This is a genomic window from Amycolatopsis sp. NPDC048633 (assembly GCF_040650695.1).
Lineage (GTDB): Bacteria > Actinomycetota > Actinomycetes > Mycobacteriales > Pseudonocardiaceae > Amycolatopsis.
In genome coordinates this window covers 273768-295160 of record NZ_JBEZHS010000004.1, presented here as the reverse complement: position 1 = coordinate 295160, position 21393 = coordinate 273768, and the positions used below count along the sequence as shown (strand labels likewise).

Annotated in this window: 2 protein-coding genes; both read left to right on the top strand. The window is 73.8% G+C overall.

All coding sequences use genetic code 11. The features are described from left to right. Positions 1–9: 9 nt before the first annotated feature. Positions 10–15831: a type I polyketide synthase gene (locus AB0C38_RS11935; protein ID WP_360670607.1), complete on the top strand. Its 15822-nt coding sequence runs from the start codon at positions 10–12 to the stop codon at positions 15829–15831. Next, a complete protein-coding gene (locus AB0C38_RS11930; RefSeq protein WP_360670604.1) occupies positions 15828–21110 on the top strand; it encodes a type I polyketide synthase in 5283 nt (1760 codons plus the stop codon). The genes AB0C38_RS11935 and AB0C38_RS11930 overlap by 4 nt, the downstream gene beginning before the upstream one ends. Positions 21111–21393 lie beyond the last annotated feature (283 nt).

Sequence of the window (21393 nt, the reverse complement as noted above, 5' to 3'; positions counted from 1 at the left end):
GAGTGCGGAATGCGTGAGTTTGAAACCGAATCGAATCGGGCGTCCGGGTTCGCGGAGCGGCTGACCGAACTGCCCCCCGGTGACCGCTCGGCATTCCTGGCCGACGTCGTCCACGACGCCACGCGGGCCGCGCTCCTGGCGGCCCGGCCGGACGTCCCGGCGGTGCTCGACCCGGAGAAGGCGTTCTCCGACCACGGGTTCGACTCGCTGGCCGCGGTGGAGCTGCACGCGCGGCTCACCGAGGCCACCGGGCTCGACCTGCCGGTCACCCTCGCCTTCGACTACCCGACGCCGGTCGCCGTCGCGCGCTTCCTGCACGCGGCGGTGTTCGGTGCCGAGGTCGTCCACAGTGGACCAGTGGTCGCGGGTGACCACGACGAGCCGGTCGCGATCGTCGGCATCGGCTGCCGCTACCCGGGCGGGGCCGCCTCGCCCGAAGAGCTGTGGCGGCTCGTCGCCGAAGAGGTGCACACCATCTCCGGGTTCCCGGCCGACCGCGGCTGGGACCTCGACGGCCTCTACGACCCGGACCCGGACCGCCCGGGCAGCAGCTACGTCACCTCCGGCGGTTTCCTCCCCGACGCCGGCGAGTTCGACGCGGGCTTCTTCGGCATCTCGCCGCGCGAGGCGTCCGCGATGGACCCGCAGCAGCGGCTGGTGCTCGAGACGGCCTGGGAAGCGCTGGAGCGCGCCAAGATCGACCCGACGACACTGCGCGGCACGCCCGCGGGCGTCTTCATCGGCGCCGAGGCCCAGGAGTACGGCCCGCGCCTGCACGAGGCCCCCGACGGCCTCGACGGCTACCTGCTCACCGGCAACGCCCCCAGCGTCGTCTCCGGCCGCGTCGCCTACGCGCTCGGCCTCGAAGGCCCGACGCTGACCGTCGACACCGCGTGCTCCGGCTCGCTCGTCGCGCTGCACCTCGCCGTGCAGGCCTTGCGCCGCGGCGAAACCCCCCTTGCGCTCGCCGGCGGCGTCGCCGTCATGGGCGGGCCCGGCACGTTCACCGCGTTCAGCCGCCAGCGCGGCCTCGCCGAAGACGGCCGCTGCAAGGCCTTCGCCGCGGGCGCCGACGGCACCGGGTTCGCCGAAGGCGTCGGTGTCCTGGTGCTGGAACGGCTGTCCGACGCGGTCGCGAACGGCCACACCGTGCTCGCCATCGTCCGCGGCACCGCCATCAACTCCGACGGCGCCTCCAACGGCCTCACCGCCCCCAACGGCCCGTCGCAGCAGCGCGTGATCCACCGCGCGCTCGCCGACGCCCGGCTGGAAGCGTCCGAAGTGGACGCCGTCGAGGCGCACGGCACCGGCACCCGCCTCGGTGACCCGATCGAGGCGCAGGCACTGCTCGCCACCTACGGCCAGAGCCGCGAGACGCCGCTGCTGCTCGGCTCGATCAAGTCCAACATCGGCCACACCCAGGCCGCGGCCGGCGTGGCCGGCGTGATCAAGATGGTCGAGGCGATCCGCCGCGGCCACCTGCCGAAGACCCTGCACGTCGACGCGCCGACCCCGCACGTCGACTGGACCGCGGGCGAGGTCGAGCTGCTGACCGAGGCCCGCGAGTGGCCCGCGGTCGAGCGGCCGCGCCGCGCCGGCGTCTCGTCGTTCGGCGTCAGCGGCACCAACGCCCACGTCATCATCGAGCAGGCGCCGGCCACCGCCGACGAGACCGTCGACACCCAGCCGCTCCCGGTCGTGCCGCTCGTCGTCTCGGCCCGCAGCGAGGAAGCCCTGCGGGCGCAGGCCGGGAAGCTCGTGTCCACTGTGGAATCGACGAACCTCACCGAGGTCGGCTTCTCGCTGGCCGGCACACGTGCCGCGCACGACCACCGCGCCGTCGTCGTCGCCGAGAGCACCGAGGACGCGCTCCGCGGCCTGCGCGCGCTCGCCGCCGGCGAGCAGGACTCCGCCGTCTTCACGGGCGAGCGCACGCCGGGCAAGCTCGCGATGCTGTTCACCGGCCAGGGTTCGCAGCGGCTCGCCATGGGCAAGGAGCTGTACCTGGCCTACCCCGTCTTCGCCGAAGTCTTCGACGAGGCCATCGACCACCTCGACGTGCAGATGGACCGCCCGCTGCGCGACGTCCTCTTCGGCGACGACGCCGACGAGCTGAACGGCACCCAGTACGCGCAGTGCACGCTGTTCGCGATCGAGGTCGCGCTGGCCCGGCTGCTCGAGTCGTGGGGTGTCAAGCCGGCCGTGCTGCTCGGGCACTCGATCGGCGAGCTGGCCGCCGCGCACATCGCCGGCGTCTGGTCGCTGGAAGACGCCTGCCTGGTCGTCGCCGCGCGTGGCCGTCTCATGCAGGCGTTGCCCGAAGGTGGCGCGATGGTCGCGATCGCGGCGACCGAGGACGAGATCGACCCCCTGCTCACCGGCGGCGTGAGCATCGCCGCCGTCAACGGCCCCACGTCGGTCGTCGTCTCCGGCGAGCGCGCCGAGGTCGAAGCCGTCGCCGAGGTGTTCCGCCTGCAGGGCCGCAAGACCAGCGAGCTGCGCGTGTCACACGCGTTCCACTCGCCGTTGATGGAGCCGATGCTCGCCGAGTTCCGGGAGGTCCTCGAGGTCGTCGACTTCGCGGCGCCGTCGATCCCGCTCGTCTCGAACGTCACCGGCCGCCTGGCGACGGCCGAGGAGCTGTGCTCGCCCGGCTACTGGCTCTACCACGTCCGGCGGGCGGTGCGATTCGCCGACGGCGTCGCCGCGCTCGCCGCGGCCGGCGTCACCACCGCGATCGAGGTCGGCCCGGACGCCGTCCTCGCGGCCATGGCCGCCACCGGCCCGCACGGCACCGACATCACCTTCGTCCCCGCGCAGCGCCGCGGTCACGCCGAGGTGCCGGCGCTCGCCGGCGCGCTCGGGCGGCTGCACACCCGGGGCGTGCCGGTCGACTGGACCGCGTTCTTCGGCCCGGCGAACGCCGTCGACCTGCCGACGTACGCCTTCCAGCGCAAGCACTTCTGGCTCACCGCGCCGGGGCGCGGCGACGCGGCCGACTTCGGCCAGCTCGCCTCCGGCCACCCGCTGCTGGCCGCCGAGATCGGCCTGGCCGACCACGACGGCCTGGTCCTGACCGGCCGGATCGGCCTGCGGTCGCACCCGTGGCTCGCCGACCACACCATCGCCGGCACGGCCCTGCTGCCCGGCACCGCGTTCGTCGAGATGGCCCTGCACGCCGCCGAGCGGGCGGGCTGCGACGTCGTCGACGAGCTGACCCTGCAGGCGCCGCTGCCCGTGCCCGACGGCCGGGGCGTCGAGGTGCAGGCCGTGGTCGGCCCGGTCGAGGACGGCCGCCGCACCATCGAGTTCTACTCGCGGACCGAGCAGGACGTCGCCTGGACCCGCCACGCCGTCGGCGTGGTGGCCGAGGCGCCGGCCGCCGAGCCCGCGCCGATGACCGAGTGGCCGCCGTCGGGCGCCGAGGTCGTCGCCACGAACGAGCTGTACGAAGAGCTGGCGGCGCAGGGCTACGGCTACGGCCCGCTGTTCCGCGGGCTGCGGACCGCGTGGAAGCGCGACGACGTCGTGTTCGCCGAGGTCGCCCTGCCTCCCCGGGACGAAGACTTCGGGATCCACCCGGCGCTGCTCGACGCCGTCCTGCACGCCACCGACTTCGCCCCGGGCGAGGCCCGCGAAGCCGACGAGATCCGCCTGCCGTTCGCGTGGACCGGCGTGCGGCTGCACGCCTCCGGCGCGACCGAGGTGCGGGTCCGGATCACCTCACCGGCCACCGGCGGTGTCTCCCTGGAGGTCACCGACCCGGCGGGGACGCCGGTGCTGTCGGTGGAGTCCTTCCGCTCCCGCCCGGTCAACGGTGCCGACCTGGGCCCGCGGGCGCAGGACCTGCTGCACACCGTCGAATGGACGCCGGTCCCGGCCGCCGAAGGGGACATCCCGGTCGTCGAGGTCACCGACCTGGCCAAGCTGACCGAGGTGCCGGACACGATCGTCGTGCCGGTCGCCGCGAAGGGCCGGAGCATCCCGGCGGCGGCCAAGCAGGCCGCCCACCGCGTGCTCGCCGTCCTCCAGGAGTTCGTCGCCGACGAGCGCTTCGCTTCGGCCAAGCTCGTGCTCCGGACTCCCGGCTCGCTCGCCGACTCCGTCGTGCGCGGGCTGGTGCGCTCGGCGCAGGCCGAGCACCCGGGCCGGATCGTCCTGATCGAGGGCGAGACCACCACGAAGACCCTGGTCACCGCACTCGCGTCCGGCGAGCCGGAGGTGCGGATCGACGGCGACCACGTCCGGGCCCCGCGGCTCGTCCGCCTGCACACCGACGCGCCGGCCTGGCAGCCCGACGGCGCCGTGCTGGTCACCGGCGGCACCGGCGGCCTCGGCGCGCAGGTCGCGCGGCACCTCGTGACCACGCACGGCGTCCGGCACCTGGTGCTGCTCAGCCGGCGCGGAAGCGACGCCCCGGGCGCGGCCGAGCTGGTCGCCGAGCTGGGGACGAGCGCAACGGTGCAGGTCATCGCCTGTGACGTCACGAAGAAGCGGTCGCTGTCGGCCGCGCTGAAGAAGATCGAGCAGCCGCTGACCGCCGTCGTCCACACCGCCGGTGTGCTCGACGACGCGATGATCGGCTCGCTCACCGACGACCGCCTCGACACCGTCCTCGCCCCCAAGGTCGACGCCGCGTGGGCGCTGCACGAGCTGACCTCCGACCTGGCCGCGTTCGTCCTGTTCTCGTCCTCGGCCGGGCTGGTCGACGGCGCGGGCCAGGCCAACTACGCCGCGGGTAACACCTTCCTCGACGCGCTCGCCGAACACCGCCGCGAGCAGGGCCTCCCCGCGACGTCCCTGGCCTGGGGCCTGTGGACCGACGACGGCGCCGCGCTCGGCATGAGCGCCGGACTGTCCGAAAAGGACCTGAGCCGGATCGGCCGGCTGGGCCTCGCCCCGCTGACCGCGTCCGAAAGCCTGGCCGCGCTGGACGCTGCGATCGCCACGGGCACGCCCACCGTGGTGCCCACCCGCGTCGACCGCGTCGCGCTGAGCGCCCGCGACGACGTCCCGGCGCTCCTGCGCGGCCTCGTCCCCGCGAACCGGCGCCGCATCGCCGCGGCCGCGGGTGAGCTGACGCCGGAGCGGCAGTTCGCCGAGCGGTTCGTCTCGCTGTCCGAGGCCGACCGCGACCGCGCGGTGCTCGACCTGGTGCGCACCCACGTCGCGGCTGTGCTCGGCCACGACGGCCCGTCGGCGATCAGCCCGTCCCGCCCGTTCGGCGAGATCGGGTTCGACTCGCTGGCCGCGGTGGAGCTGCGCAACGTGCTCGACTCCGTCACCGGCCTGCGGCTGCCCGCGACGCTCGTGTTCGACCACCCGACCCCGCGCGCGCTGGCCGAGTACCTGGTCACGCGCGTCGCCGGGCTGGCCCCGGCCACGCCGGTCGCGCCGGTGACCACGGCCGACCCGGAGGAGCCGATCGCCATCGTCGGCATCGCCTGCCGCTACCCCGGCGGCGTGGCGACGCCGGAGGACCTGTGGCGGCTCGTCTCGGGCGGCGAAGAAGCGCTCACGCCGTTCCCGAGCGACCGTGGCTGGAACGTCGACGCGCTGTACGACCCCGAGCCCGGCAAGCCCGGCCACAGCTACGTCAAGCACGGCGCGTTCCTGCACGACGCCGCCGAGTTCGACGCTGACTTCTTCGAGATCAGCCCGCGTGAAGCGGCCGCGATGGACCCGCAGCAGCGGCTGCTGCTGGAAGTGTCCTGGGAGGCGTTCGAGCGGGCCGGGATCGACCCGGTCTCCCTGCGCGGCAGCGCCACCGGCGTGTTCGCCGGCGTCATGTACCACGACTGGGGCACCCGCCTCGGCACGGTTTCCGACGACATCGCGGGCTACCTCGGCAACGGCAGCCTCGCCAGCGTCGTCTCCGGCCGCGTCTCGTACGCCCTCGGCCTGGAAGGCCCGACGGTCACGGTCGACACCGCGTGTTCGTCCTCGCTGGTCGCCCTGCACTGGGCGGTCCAGGCACTGCGCCGCGGCGAGTGCACGCTCGCCCTCGCCGGTGGTGTCACCGTGATGTCCACTCCGGACACCTTCGTCGACTTCAGCCGCCAGCGCGGCCTGTCCGCCGACGGCCGCTGCCGCTCGTTCGCCGACTCGGCCGACGGCACCGGCTGGGGCGAGGGCGCCGGCATGCTGCTCGTCGAGCGGCTCTCGGACGCCCGCCGCAACGGCCACCCGGTGCTCGCGCTGCTCAAGGGCTCCGCGGTCAACCACGACGGCGCGTCGAACGGCCTCACCGCCCCGAACGGTCCCTCGCAGCAGCGCGTGATCACGAAGGCGCTGGCCGACGCCGGTCTCGCACCGTCCGAAGTGGACGCCGTCGAGGGCCACGGCACCGGGACCACGCTGGGCGACCCGATCGAGGCGCAGGCCCTGCTCGCCACCTACGGCCAGGACCGCGCCGAGGACCAGCCCCTGTGGCTCGGCTCGATCAAGTCCAACATCGGCCACACCCAGGCCGCGGCCGGCGTCGCCGGCATCATCAAGATGGTCATGGCGCTGCGCAACGAGCAGCTGCCGCAGACCCTGCACGTCGATCGTCCGTCCACTGTGGTCGACTGGGACACCGGTGCGGTGCGGCTCCTGACCGAGTCGCGCGACTGGTCGCCCAACGGCCACCCGCGCCGCGCCGCCATCTCGTCGTTCGGCATCAGCGGCACCAACGCCCACGTGATCATCGAGCAGGCCCCGATCGACGCCGGCGTCGAGCAGCCCGCCGAGCCGCAGCCTGAAGCCGTCGTGCCCGTCGCGCTCTCCGGCCGTACCCCGGCCGCGGTGCGCGGCCAGGCCGCCCGGCTGCGGGCGTACCTCGCCGACCACGAAGACGTCACGGTCGTCGAGCTGGCGCGTTCGCTGGCCTCGACCCGTGCCGCGCTGGAGCAGCGGGCAGTGGTGGTCGCCGGGACCCCGGCCGAGCTGGCCGAAGGTTTGGACGCGCTGGCGTCCGGCGAGCCCGGCACCGACGTCGTCACCGGCACCGCCGGCGAAGGCAAGCTGGCCTTCCTGTTCTCGGGCCAGGGCGCCCAGCGGGTCGGCATGGGCCAAGCGCTCTACGACACCTACCCGGTGTTCGCCGACGCCTTCGACGCCGTCTGCGCCGCGATCGACCCGCTGCTGGACATCCCGCTGCGCGACGTCGTCTTCGGCACGACGGCGCTGGCGAACCGTGGCCTGCTCGACCAGACGCAGTACACGCAGACCGCGCTGTTCGCGGTGGAGGTCTCGCTCTTCCGGCTCGCCGAGTCGTGGGGGATCGTCCCCGACGCACTGGCCGGGCACTCGATCGGCGAGCTCGCCGCGGCCCACGTCGCCGGCGTGCTTTCCCTTGAGGACGCGGCCGCGCTCGTCGCGGCACGCGGTCGCCTGATGGGCTCGCTGAGCGAGCCCCCGGGCGCCATGGTTTCGCTCGCCACGACCGAAGAGGCCGCGCGGGAGCTGCTGCGCGGGCTTGAGGACGAGGTCAGCGTCGCCGCCGTCAACGGCCCCGAGTCGGTCGTCGTCTCCGGCGTCGCCGAGGTCGTGGCCCGGATCGAGCGGGCGGCGACGGTCGCCGACGTCCGGACCCGCCGGCTGCGCGTGAGCCACGCGTTCCACTCGCCGCTGATGGCCCCGATGCTCGACGAGTTCCGCGAGATCGCCGCCGGTCTGACGTTCAACGCGCCGCGGATCCCGATCTTCTCCACGGTTTCGCCCGGTTCGGACCTGACTTCGCCGGAGTACTGGGTCACCCACGTCCGCGAGGCCGTGCGCTTCGGGGACGCGGTGGCGGCCCTGGCCGCCGACGGCGTCGAGACGTTCCTCGAGCTGGGTCCGGACAGCGTGCTGTCGGCGCTCGGCCCGCAGAGCGTGGCCGACCCCGCCGCGGTCGCGTTCGTGCCCTTCGGCCGCCGTGACCGGGACGAGGTGCGCACCGCGCTGGCCGCGCTCGGCCGCCTCCACACCCGCGGTGCGGCGAAGCTGGACCGCGTGCTCGGCGACGGCCCGATCCGGCTCGACCTGCCGACCTACGCCTTCCAGCACAAGCGTTTCTGGCTCGACGCGACCCCGTCCGGTGACGTGACGGCGGTCGGGCAGCAGCCGCTGCCGCACCCGATGCTGGGCGCGGTCGTGCCGCTGTCCGGTTCGGACACGACGGTCCTCACCGGCCGGTTGTCGGCCGGGTCGGTGCCGTGGCTGGCCGACCACGTCGTGAAGGGCGCGATCCTGGTGCCCGGCACCGGGTTCGTCGAGCTCGCCATCGCGGCCGGCGACCAGGTCGGCCACTCGACGGTCGACGAGCTGACGCTGCAGGCGCCGCTCGTCCTGCCGCCGGACGGCGCCGTCGCGCTCCAGGTCGTGGTCGGTCCCGCCGACGGTGACCGCCGCCCGGTGACCGTGTTCTCCCGCGCGATCGACGGCGACGAGTGGACCCAGCACGCGGTCGGCACGCTGTCCGCGGCGCCGCGGCCCGAGCCCGCCGGGCTCACCGAATGGCCGCCGGCCGGGGCGACCCCGGTCATCGTCGAGGGTGCCTACACCCTGCTCGAGGAGCGCGGCTACGGCTACGGCCCGTCCTTCCAGGGGCTCACGGCCGCCTGGCGGCGGGGCAACGAGGTGTTCGCCGAAGTCGCGCTGCCGGAACCGGCGGCGTCGACGGCGAGCCGCTACGGCCTGCACCCGGCGCTGCTCGACATCGCGATGCACGCCGACCTCCTCGGCGACCCGGGCGGCGCGACCCTCCTGCCGTTCGTCTGGAACGGCGTCACGCTGCACGCCGCCGGCGCCTCGGTGCTGCGGGTGCGGATCGAGCGGCTGAACGGCGACGAGGTGTCGGCCATCGAGGTGGCCGACAGCGAAGGCCGGCCGGTCGCGACCATCGACTCGCTCGTCTCGCGTCCGGTCCGCCGGGAGCTGACGGCGTCGTCCGCCGAAGTTGACGGCTCGCTGCTGAAGATCGCCTGGCAGCCCGTTTCCGTGTCGCAGTCCGACGCCGAAGTCGTCGCCATCGGCCGCGGCCGCGTCGGGGTGGCCGCCACCTACGCCGGGTTCGCCGACCTCACCGCGGCGATCGACCGCGGCGAGCCGGTGCCCAGCCTGATCATGCTGACCGTGCCCGGCGCCAGCGGGGAAGTCACTGCCGACGTCCCGGCGGTGGCCCGCGAGAACGCCGCGTGGCTGCTCGCCGAGCTGCAGGCCTGGCTGGCCGAACACCGGTTCGGGATCACCAAGCTGGCCGTGGTGACGCAGGACGCGGTGCCTGCCGGTGAGTCCACTGTGGACGTCACGCAGGGACTGCTGTGGGGCCTGGCCCGTGGGGCTCAGGCCGAGCACCCCGGACGGGTGTTCGTCATCGACGCCGATTCCGACACAGTGGCCGCCTCGATTGCGGCGGTCGTCGCCTCCGGGGAGCCGGAGGCCGCGATCCGCGACGGTGCGGTGCTCGTGCCGCGGTACGCCAAGACCGAGTCCGGCGAGACCTCGCCGTGGCAGGCCGGTGGCACCGTGCTGATCACCGGCGGCACCGGCGGGCTCGGCAGCCTGCTGGCGCGCTACCTGGTGGCCGAGCACGGCGTCACCGACCTGGTGCTCACCAGCCGGCGCGGGATCGGTGCGCCGGGCGCCCGGCAGCTGGTCGAGGACCTGGCCGACCTGGGGGCCCGGGTGCGGGTCTCCGCGTGCGACGTCACCGAGCGCGCCCAGGTCGAGAGCCTGCTCGGGGCGATCGACAACCTCACCGCCGTGGTGCACGCGGCGGGCACGGCCGACAGCGGCGTCTTCGACTCGCTGACCGCGGAACGGCTCGACTCGGTCCTGCGGGCCAAGGTCGACGCCGCCTGGCACCTGCACGAGCTGACGAAGGACCTCGCCGCGTTCGTGCTGTTTTCGTCTGCTGGTGGCCAGGTGCTGCCCGCGGGCCAGGCGAACTACGCCGCCGCCAACGCGTTCCTCGACGGCCTCGCCGAGCACCGCAAGGCGGCTGGGCTCAAGGCGACGGCGCTGGCCTGGGGTCTCTGGGCCGAGAACACCGGTCTCGGCGGCGACCTGGCCGAGGCGGACCTCGCCCGGATGGCGCGGCTCGGCCTGCCCGCGGTCACCGCGGAGCAGGGACTCGCGCTGTTCGACGCGGCGACCGCCGCCGACGACGACGCCGTGATCGCCCCGCTGCGGGTCGACGTCGCGGCCCTGCGGGCCCGGACCGATGACCTGCCGGCGCTGCTGCGCGGGTTCGTCCCGCCGAAGGCCCGCCGGACCGCCAAGGCGGCGAAGGCGGCCGACAACGCACTGGCCGCGGAGCTGGCTTCGCTGGCCGACAACGAGCGTGACCGCGTGCTGCTGGACATCGTCCGCACCCAGGTGGCCACCGTGCTCGGCTACGCGGACAAGTCCGAAGTGGACGGCACCCGCGCGTTCAAGGAGCTCGGCTTCGACTCGCTGGCCGCGGTCGAGCTGCGCAACCTGCTCGGCACCGCGACCGGCCTGACCCTGCCGGCGACGCTGATCTTCGACCACCCGACCGCCAAGGCGGTGGCGGACTTCGTCAAGGGCAAGCTGCTCGGCGCGGTCGCCAAGGTCCCGGCCACCACGACCCGGACCAACGCGTCGATGCAGGAGCCCATCGCGATCGTCGGCATGGCCTGCCGGTACCCCGGCGGCGTCCGGTCGCCGGAGGACCTCTGGCAGCTGCTGGTCGACGAGGTCGACGCGGTGTCGGAGTTCCCGACCAACCGCGGCTGGGACATCGACAGCATCTACGACCCCGAGCGCGGCAAGCGGGGCAAGACCTACGCCCGCGAAGGCGGCTTCCTCCACGAAGGCACCTTGTTCGACCCGGCGTTCTTCGGCATCGGCCCGCGCGAGGCGCTGGCCATGGACCCGCAGCAGCGGCTCCTGCTGGAGACGGCGTGGGAGGCCATCGAGCGGGCCGGCATCGACCCGACCGCGCTGCGCGGCAGCATGACCGGCGTCTTCACCGGCGCGATGTACGACGACTACGGCAGCCGCGTCCCCGGCGCGCCCCTCGACGTCGCCGCCTACATCCCCAACGGCAGCTCGGGCGCGGTCGTCTCCGGCCGCATCTCCTACCTGCTGGGGCTGGAAGGCCCGTGCATGACGGTCGACACCGCGTGCTCGTCCTCGCTGGTCACGCTGCACCTCGCGGTGCAGGCGCTGCGGGCGGGGGAGTGCGGGCTGGCGCTGGCGGGCGGCGTCACGCTGCTCTCGCAGCCGGACCTGTTCGTCGACTCCAGCCGTCAGGGCGTGCTTTCGCCCAACGGCCGGTCGAAGTCCTTCTCCGCGGCGTCCGACGGCGTCGGCTGGGCCGAGGGCGCGGGCCTGCTCCTGCTGGAGCGGCTGTCCGACGCGCAGCGCAACGGCCACGAGGTCCTGGCCGTGGTCCGCTCCAGCGCCGTCAACCAGGACGGCGCGTCCAACGGCCTCACCGCGCCGAACGGGCCGTCGCAGGAACGCGTGATCCACGCGGCATTGGCCGCGGGAGGTCTGACGCCGTCCGAGGTGGACGCCGTCGAGGCGCACGGCTCGGGCACGAAGCTGGGTGACCCGATCGAGGCGCAGGCGCTGCTGGCCACCTACGGGCAGGACCGTCCGGACGGGCGGCCGCTGTACCTGGGCTCGGTGAAGTCCAACATCGGCCACGCGCAGGCTTCCGGCGGCGCGGCGGGCGTGATCAAGGTCGTGCAGGCCATGCGGCACAACATGCTGCCGAAGTCGCTGCACATCGACGCGCCGTCCCCGGTCGTCGACTGGACCACCGGCGACATCGAGCTGCTGAGCGAGGCCCGGCCCTGGCTGCCCAACGGGCGTCCGCGCCGTGCCGGCGTCTCGTCCTTCGGCATCAGCGGCACCAACGCGCACATCATCATCGAGGAGGCGCCACCGTCCACTGTGGAGCGTCCGCGGCGCACCGCGCCGGCCCTGCCCGCGGTCCCGCTGCCGATCGCCGGCACCACGGCCGCGGCCCTCGCCGGCCAGGCCGCCCGGATGGCCGCGTGGATCCGGTCGAACCCGGAGCTCGACCTCACCGACGTCGGCTACTCGCTCGCCACCGGGCGCGCGGCCCTCGACCACCGCTCGGTGGTCCTGGCGGCCGGCCGCGACGCCGCCTTGAAGGCGCTTGACGGTCTCGCCACCGGCGGGACCCCGGCGGGCACGGTCACCGGCGCGACCAGCGCGGCCGACCTGACCGCGTTCCTGTTCACCGGCCAGGGCGCCCAGCAGCCGGGCATGGGGCGTGAGCTCTACGAGGCCTTCCCGGTCTTCGCGGGCGCCTTCGACGAAGCGTGCGGCCTGTTCGACACCGAGGTCCCGCTGAAGCAGGTCATCTGGGCGGAGAAGGGTTCCGCCGACGGTGAGCTGCTGAACAAGACCGCGTATACGCAGTGCGCCCTCTTCGCGATCGAGGTGGCGCTCTACCGCCTGGTCGAGTCGTGGGGCATCGCGCCGGACTACGTCGCCGGGCACTCGATCGGCGAGCTGGCCGCGGCGCACGTCGCCGGGGTGCTCTCTCTGACCGACGCGTGTGCGCTGGTCGGTGCCCGCGGGCGGCTCATGCAGGCGCTGCCCTCCGGGGGAGCCATGGCGGCGATCGCGGCCACCGAGGACGAGGTGCGCGCCGCGCTCCCGTCCGAAGGGGACACTGTCGACGTCGCCGCGGTCAACGGCCCGCGCTCGGTGGTGATCTCCGGGCCCGAGGCCGCGGTGAAGGCGGCCATGGCGGCCTTCAAGGCGGCCGGACGGCGCGTGAAGCAACTGGTCGTCTCGCACGCCTTCCACTCCTCCCTGATGGAGCCGATGCTGGCCGAGTTCGCCGTGGTGGCGGAGAAGCTGACGTACACGGCCCCGCGCATCCCGGTCGTCTCCAACGTGACCGGCCGGATCGCCACCGCCGAGCAGCTCTGCTCGCCGGAGTACTGGGTGGACCACGTCCGGGAGGCCGTGCGGTTCGCCGACGGCGTCGGCGCGCTGCTCGCGGCCGGGGTGACCCGGTTCGTCGAGCTGGGCCCGGACGCGGTGCTGACCGGCATGGCCCGCGAGTGCGACACCTCGGCCGCCGACCGGCCCGACCGCGTCGTGGGCGTGCCCGCGTTGCGCCGGGGCCGCGACGAGGTGCAGACGCTGTTCACCGCGATGGCCACGCTGTACTCGCGCGGTGCGAAGCCCGACTGGAGTGCCGTGTTCGCCGGGCGCGGTGCGTCCACTGTGGACCTGCCGACCTACGCCTTCCAGAACAAGGAGTACTGGCTCAACGCGACGAAGCGGGCCGGCGACGTCGGCTCGCTGGGCGCCAAGTCCGCCGGGCACCCCCTGCTGGGTGCGCTGGTGGAGCTGCCCGACGGCGGCGCGGTGCTCACCGGCCGGCTCGCGGTGGACCGGCAGACCTGGCTGGCCGACCACGTGGTGATGGGCCGGACGATGCTGCCGGGCACCGCGTACGTCGAGCTGGCCCTGCACGCCGGCGACCAGCTCGGCTGCGACGTCCTGGAAGAGCTGACCCAGCAGGCTCCACTGCTGCTGCCGGCCGAGGGCGGCGTCGACATCCGGGTCGTCGTCGGCGCTCCGGGCGCGGGCGGCCGTCGTGAGCTGTCGGTGCACTCCCGGATCGAGGACGTCTGGACCCAGCACGCGGCCGGCACGCTTTCCGCCGGTGCGCAGCCGGCGGAGTTCGACCTCTCGGTCTGGCCGCCGGAGGGCGCCGAAGCCACCGACCTCACCGGGTTGTACGACGACCTGGCCGGGCTCGGCTTCGGCTACGGCCCGGTGTTCCGGAACCTGCGCGCGGTGTGGCTGCGCGATGGGGAGGTGTTCGCCGAGGTGACGCTGCCCGAGGGCACCGCGGCGAGTGAGTTCGGGCTCCACCCGGGTCTGCTCGACTCGGCGCTGGGCGCCACGGACTTCCTCGTCCCCGGTGGCCCGAAGGCGCTGACCGAGACGACGATCCCGTTCGCCTGGAACCAGGTCTCGCTGCACGCCGCGGGGGCCACGACCCTGCGGGTGTGGGTGCGCAAGGAGGGCAAGGACGCCTCACTCGCGCTGGCCGACGCGACCGGTTCCCCGGTCGCCTGGATCGAGTCGCTGGTGACGCGGCCGGTGTCGGAGGGGCAGCTGGGCGCGAAGGTGCCCGACTCGCTCTACCGGATCGACTGGCAGCCCGCGGCCGGTGTCCGCCTGGTCAAGTCGCTCGAGGGCTGGGCCGTGCTCGGCACCGACGACCTCGGCTTGGGCGTCCCGACGCACGAAGAGCCGGTGGCGGCGGATGTCTTGGTCCTGCCGGTCAGCGCGGCCGAAGGCGATGTGCCGGCCCGGGTCCACGCGACCGTGCAGGAAACCCTGCGGCAGCTGCAGACCTGGCTCGACGGGCCGTCCGACGGCAAGCTCCTGGTCGTCACGCGCAACGCCGTGGCCGACAGCCCGGACCTCGCGCAGGCGCCGGTCTGGGGTCTCGTGCGGGCCGCGCAGGCGGAGAACCCCGGGCGGATCCAGCTCGTCGACGTCGACGAGCTGTCCCAGTCGACGCGGGCGCTGCCCGCGGTGGTCGCCTCCGGTGAGCCGGAAGCGATCGTCCGGGTCGGCGAGGTTCGCGTGCCGCGGCTGGCCAAGGTCACCAGCGTCGGCGACCCGGTCGAGTGGGACCCGGCCGGCACGGTGCTCATCACCGGTGGCGCCGGCCTGCTCGGCGGGCACCTGGCCCGGCACCTCGTCGCCCGCGGGGCCCGGAACCTGGTCTTGACCAGCCGTCGCGGTCTCGACGCGGCCGGGGCTCGCGAACTCGTCGACGAGCTGACCGAGCAGGGTGCCGAGGTGAGCGTCGCGGCCTGCGACGTCACCGACCGGGCCGAGCTGGCCACGCTCATCGGGTCGCTGCCGGACCTCACCGCCGTGGTGCACGCCGCCGGGCAGATGGACAGCGCGGTGCTGAGCGCGCTCACCCCGGCGCAGGTCGAGAACGTCCTGCGGCCCAAGGTCGACGCGGCCTGGCACCTGCACGAGCTGACGGCTTCGCTGGACCTCAAGGCGTTCGTCCTCTACTCCTCGGCGGGCGGCCTGCTGCTCGCCGCCGGGCAGGCGAACTACGCCGCAGGCAACGTCTTCCTGGACGCGCTGGCCGAACACCGCGCGGCGCTGGGCCTCCCGGCGACGTCGCTGGCCTGGGGCCCGTGGGAGGGCAGCGGGGACGCCGTCGACCTGACGCACATCGCCCGGTCCGGGGTCGCGGAGCTGGCCGTCGCCGACGGTCTCGCGCTCTTCGACGCCGCGCTCGCGGCCGGCGAACCGGCGCTGGTGCCGGTGCAGCTCGCCGACCTGCGGGACGCCGACCGGCTCGCGCCGCTCCTGCGGGGCCTGGTCACGGCCACCCCGCGGCGGGCCGCCGCGGCGGCGGGACCGGTGGCGGCGGCCCCCGAAGCCGGGTTCGCCGAGAAGCTGGCCGGGATGTCGGCCGACGAGCGGGAAACCGCGTTGCTCCAGCTGGTCTGCGAGCACGCGGCGGCCGTCCTCGGCTACGACGACGCTTCGGCGGTCGGCGTGGAGAAGGGCTTCACCGACCTGGGCATCGACTCGCTGGCCGCGCTGGAGCTGCGCAACCGGCTCGGGGCCGCCTGCGGGCTGCGCCTGCCGGCGACGCTGATCTTCGACTACCCGAGCCCGCTGCCGCTGACCCGGTTCCTGCTCGGGGAGCTGCTGCCCGAGCTCGGCGAGCCGGTCGAAGAGGTGGCCGAGGCCAACGGAACCGACGAGGTGGCGGCGATCGCCGGGATGGACCTGGCCGACCTGGTCCGGTCCGCGATGGCCGGCACCCAGACCGATGATGGAGGGGACTCGAAGTGACTCAGGCGCCGTCCACCGAGCAGATCGTCGCCGCGCTGCGTCAGTCCATGATGGACAACGAGCGGCTCAAGGCGGACAACCAGAAGCTCACCGCGGCGATGAGCGAGCCGATCGCGATCATCGGGATGGGCTGCCGCTACCCCGGCGGGGTCACCACGCCTTCGCAGCTCTGGGAGCTCGTCGCGAGCGGCACCGACGCGGTCGGCGAGTTCCCCGAGGACCGGGGCTGGGACACCGCGTCGATCTTCGACCCCGCCGGCCGGCCCGGGACGACGTACTCGAAGGAAGGCGGCTTCCTCCACGAAGCCGCCGACTTCGAGCCGGAGTTCTTCGGGATCTCCCCGCGCGAGGCCCGCACGCTCGACCCGCAGCAGCGGGTCGTGCTGGAGACGGCCTGGGAGGCCGTGGAACGCGCCGGCATCGTGCCGTCGACGTTGCGGGGCAGCAAGACCGGCGTCTTCGCGGGCGTGATGTACCACGACTACGGCGCCGGGAGCAGTGACGGGAGTCTCATTTCGGGCCGCATCTCCTACACCCTCGGGCTCGAAGGCCCGTCGGTGTCGGTGGACACGGCGTGCTCGTCGTCGCTGGTCGCCTTGCACTGGGCGGCGCAGGCGCTGCGCCGCGGCGAGTGTTCGCTGGCGCTGGCCGGCGGCGTGACCGTGATGGTGACGCCGGACATGTTCGTCTACTTCAGCGAGCAGCAAGGGCTGTCCCCGGACGGCCGGTGCAAGGCGTTCGGCAGCGGCGCCGACGGGGTCGGCTGCTCCGAGGGCGCCGGGATGCTGCTGCTGGAGAAGCTTTCCGACGCGCGTCGCAACGGCCACCACGTCCTGGCCGTGCTGCGCGGCAGCGCGGTGAACTCCGACGGCGCGTCCAGCGGCATCACCGTGCCGAACGGGCCGGCGCAGCAGCGGGTGATCCGCGCGGCGCTGGCCGACGGCGGACTGGAATTGTCCGATGTGGACGCTGTCGAAGCGCACGGAACCGGCACGAAGCTGGGTGACCCGATCGAGGCGCAGGCGCTCATCTCGACCTACGGCAAGGTGGCGACGCCGGAGCGGCCGCTGCACGTCGGGTCGTTCAAGTCGAACGTCGGCCACACACAGGCGGCGGCCGGCGTCGGCGGCGTGATCAAGATGGTCGAGGCGCTGCGGCGCGGCGTCCTCCCGCGCACGCTGCACGCCGAAGAGCCGTCGCCGCACGTCGAATGGACGGACACCGTCTCGCTGCTCACCGCGGAACGGCCGTGGCCGGAAACGGGACGGCCGCGGCGGGCCGGGGTGTCGTCGTTCGGCATCAGCGGGACCAACGCGCACGTGATCGTCGAGCAGGGCGACCCGGTGGCCGTCTCTTCTTCCTCGGAAGACGGCCCGGTGACCTGGTTCCTTTCCGCCAACGACCCGGAGGCCCTGCGGGCGCAAGCGGGCAAGCTCGCCACGTCCGTGGGCGATACGTCCACTGTGGACGTCGGATACTCGCTGGTGACCACCCGTACCCTCGCCGAGCACCGCGCCGGGGTCGTGGCCGCCGACCGGGCGGGCGCGATCCGGGCGCTCACCGAGTACGCGGCGGGTCGCCCGGCCGGAGTCGTCGAGGGTGTGGCCGGGGCGGGGCGCACGGCGTTCCTGTTCACCGGCCAAGGCGCGCAGCGCGCCGGGATGGGCCTGGAGCTGGCAGCCGCGTTCCCCGCGTTTTCCGAGGTCTTCGACCTGGTGGCCGCCGAGCTGGACAAGCACCTGGACGTTCCCCTGAAGACCGTGCTCGGCTCCGGCGAGACCGGGTACACGCAGCCCGCGTTGTTCGCGGTCGAGGTCGCGGTGTTCCGGCTGCTCGAGTCGTGGGGCGTCCAGCCGGACTACCTGCTGGGGCACTCGATCGGCGAGCTGGCCGCGGCGCACGTCGCCGGGGTGCTCTCGCTCGAGGACGCCTGCACGCTGGTGACGGCCCGGGCGCGGCTGATGCAGGCGCTGCCCGCCGGGGGCGCGATGGTCGCCGTGGCGGCAACCGAAGCCGACGTGGTGCCGCTGCTGACCGACGGCGTGTCGATCGCCGCCGTCAACGGGCCGGCGTCCGTGGTGCTCTCCGGTGACGAGGACGCGGTGCTCGCCGTGGCGTCGAAGTTCGGGAAGACTTCGCGGCTGAAGGTTTCGCACGCGTTCCACTCGGCGCTGATGGAGCCGATGCTGGCGGACTTCGCCTTCATCGCCCGGAACCTGACCTACCGCACGCCGGAGATCCCGATCATCTCCACGGTTTCCCCCGACGCCGACCTGACCTCGCCGGAGTACTGGGTGAGCCAGGTCCGCGACGCCGTCCGGTTCGCCGACGGGATCCGCACGCTGCTCGACGCGGGCGTCACGACGTTCGTCGAGGTCGGCCCGTCGGCGGTGCTCACCGCGATGGGCCAGACCTGCCTGGGCGCGGACGACTCGGCGACGTTCGTCCCGGTGCTGCGCAAGGACCGGCCCGAAGCCGAGTCGGCGGCCGCCGCGGTCGCGGCGCTCTTCGTCGGTGGGTCTACTGTGGACTTCTCGGCGTTCTACGCCGGGGGCACGGTGGTCGAGCTGCCGACGTACGCCTTCCAGCGCAAGCGCTACTGGCTGGAGAACCCGACCGGTGCCCGCGTCCGCGGTGTCGCCGAGATCGGGCAGCGCGATGCCGAGCACCCGCTGCTGGGTGCCGTCGTCGTCGCGGCCGACTCGGGTGGCGTCGTGCTGACCGGCCGGCTTTCGGCGTCGACGCAGCCGTGGCTCACCGACCACGTCGTCCAGGGCTCGCTCGTGTTCCCCGGGACGGCGTTCGTCGAGCTGGCGGTCCGCGCGGGCGACGAGGTGGGCTTCGGGCGGCTCGACGAGCTGACCCTGGCCGCGCCGCTGATCCTGCCCTCGGAAGGGGCCGTCCGGCTGCAGGTCGTCGTCGGCGCTCTCGAATCGGAGCAGTGCTCTCTGTCGATTTATTCGCAGGCCGAGGACGCGTCCGAGTGGGTGCAGCACGGCAGTGGCCGGCTGTCTTCCTCGGCCGTCAGTCCGGCGCCGGCGGCCGAGTGGCCGCCCGCGGGGGCAACCGAGATCGACGTGACCTCGCGCTACGACGACCTCGCCGCCCAGGGCTTCGACTACGGGCCGGTGTTCGCCGGGCTGCGCCGCGTGTGGCAGGACGGCGACCGGCTGGCCGCCGAGGTGGCGCTGCCGGAGGACACGGACGCTTCGGCGTTCGGCCTCCACCCGGCGCTGCTCGACGCCGCGCTGCACACGATCGGCCTGGCCGGGCCGACCGAGGACAAGCCCGTACTGCCCTTCGCGTGGTCAGGCGTGTCACTGCACGCCGCGGGGGCGTCGGAGCTGCGCGTGCTGATCTCTTCGGACGTCGAGAACACCGTCTCGCTGAACGCGACGGACGCCACCGGTGCGCCGGTGCTCAGCGTCGAATCGCTTTCACTGCGGCCGATCGCGGCCGACGCGTTCCGCGCCACGCGCTCGGCGGTGGACGACTCGCTCTTCCGCGTCGAGTGGCAGCCGTTCGCGGGAGACGCCGTTTCGGGTGTCTCGTCCGCGGTGCTCGGGGCCGGCTTCGGGTTGCCGGGTAAGTCCTATGTGGACCTCCCGGCCCTGGTTGCCGACGGGGTGGCGCCTGATGTGGTGTTCGCGCCGTTCGTGGCGCCTGACTCGGCTTCGCCGGTCGCGGCCCGTGAGGCGACGCATCGGTTGCTGGCTCTGGCTCAGGCTTGGGTCGCCGAGGAGACTTTGGCGTCATCCCGGCTGGTCGTGGTCGCTGCGAACGCGATCGGGACGCGTCCCGACGAGGGCGTCGACGACCTGACGCACGCCGCGCTCTGGGGCGTGATCCGGACGGCTCAGCTGGAGTACCCGGACCGGTTCATGGTCGTGGACGTCGACGGTGGTGACCTGCCGCTCGATGCGGTGCTCGGGGCGATGTACGCCGACGAGCCCGGTGTCGCGGTGCGGGACGGCGCGGTGCTGGTGCACCGGCTGGCGAAGTTCGTGCCCACGCCTGGCGGGGCCGGGCTGGATCCCGACGGAACGGTGCTGGTCACCGGCGGTACCGGCGTGCTGGGCCAGCTGATCGCGCGGCACCTGGTGGCCGAGCACGGCGTCAAGAACCTGCTGCTCACGAGCCGTCGTGGTGCTTCGGCGCCGGGGGCGGCCGAGCTGGTGTCGTCGCTGACCTCCTTGGGGGCCACGGTCTCGCTGGAAGCGTGTGATCTCGCCGACCGCGACGCGGCTGCGGCTCTGCTGGACGGGGTCTCGCTGACGGCGGTGGTGCACACGGCCGGCGTCGTCGACGACGGCGTGCTGCTCGCGCTGACGCCCGAGCGGATGGACGCGGTGCTGCGGCCGAAGGTCGACGCGGCGTGGAACCTGCACTCGCTGACCGCTTCGCTGGACATTCCGTTCGTGTTGTATTCGTCGGCGGGCGGCACACTCGGTGCGGCGGGCCAGGCGAACTACTCGGCGGCGAACGTCTTCCTGGACGCGCTGGCCCACCACCGGGCGGCCTCCGGGCGGCACGCGGTGTCGCTGGCGTGGGGGCTGTGGACCGAGGGCGGCATGTCAGGCGAGCTCGCGGACACCGACCTGATCCGGATGGCGCGCTCGGGCGTGCTGGGCCTGTCGTTCGCGGACGGGCTCTCGCTGTTCGACGCGACGTTCGGGACTCCGCAGCCGTCGCTGGTGCCGGTCCGGCTGGACATGTCCGGCGTCCGGGCCGACGCGCACAGCGTCCCGGCGATGCTGCGCGGCCTGGTCCGCGGCGGGCGGCGTCGAGCGGAGGCCGTCGACGACTCTTGGGCCAAGGTGGTGGCCCTGCCGGCGGCGGAGCGCGGACGTGCGCTGCTGGACCTGGTCTGCGCCACGGCGGCGGTGGTACTGGGCCACGAGCGCCGCGACGCGATCGACCCGCGCAAGGGCTTCATCGAGCTGGGTTTCGACTCCCTGACCGCGATCGAGCTGCGCAACCGCCTGGAGTCCCTGACCGGGCAGCGGCTGCCGGCAACGCTGATCTTCGACCACCCGTCGGCGGCGGCGCTGGCTACGTTCCTCGGTGCCGGGCTGGCCGACCCGCCGTCCGCGGTCGAGGCCCGGCTCGCGGACCTGGAGACCGAGCTGCGCGCGCTGGACGCGTCCGCGCGGGCATCGGCGGTGGGCCGGCTGCGCGAGCTGGTGGCGACGTTCTCCCCGGCCGACCGCGAGCTGGCGGAGGCGGGCGCGGACGAGCTGTTCGCGATGCTGGACGAGGAACTGGAGTCACAGGGCTGAGAACTCCCGGCCACCTCCCCCGGCCGGGCCAGGGACCGCTTCCGCCAACGGCGTCGGAGGCGGTCCCTTTGCGTTGGGGCGGCTTCCGCGGCGGCGCCCGGAACGTCATGAACGACTCGTTCATGGCGTCGGATGAGGTGAAAGAGTCTTTCATGACGTCCCGGCCGGGCGGGCGGACTGCGGGAGGGCTCACGGATCGCCGCGCGGGTGGGCGTTCGACGCGAAAGAGAACGGGCGCCGCGGCTGAGGGAATCCCGGCGGCTGCGGGCCGGCGGACAGCCGC

Excerpts from the sequence above, each read along its gene's own strand:
- AB0C38_RS11935 (WP_360670607.1), top strand. The coding sequence starts at position 10 with ATGCGTGAGTTTGAAACCGAATCGAATCGGGCGTCCGGGTTCGCGGAG.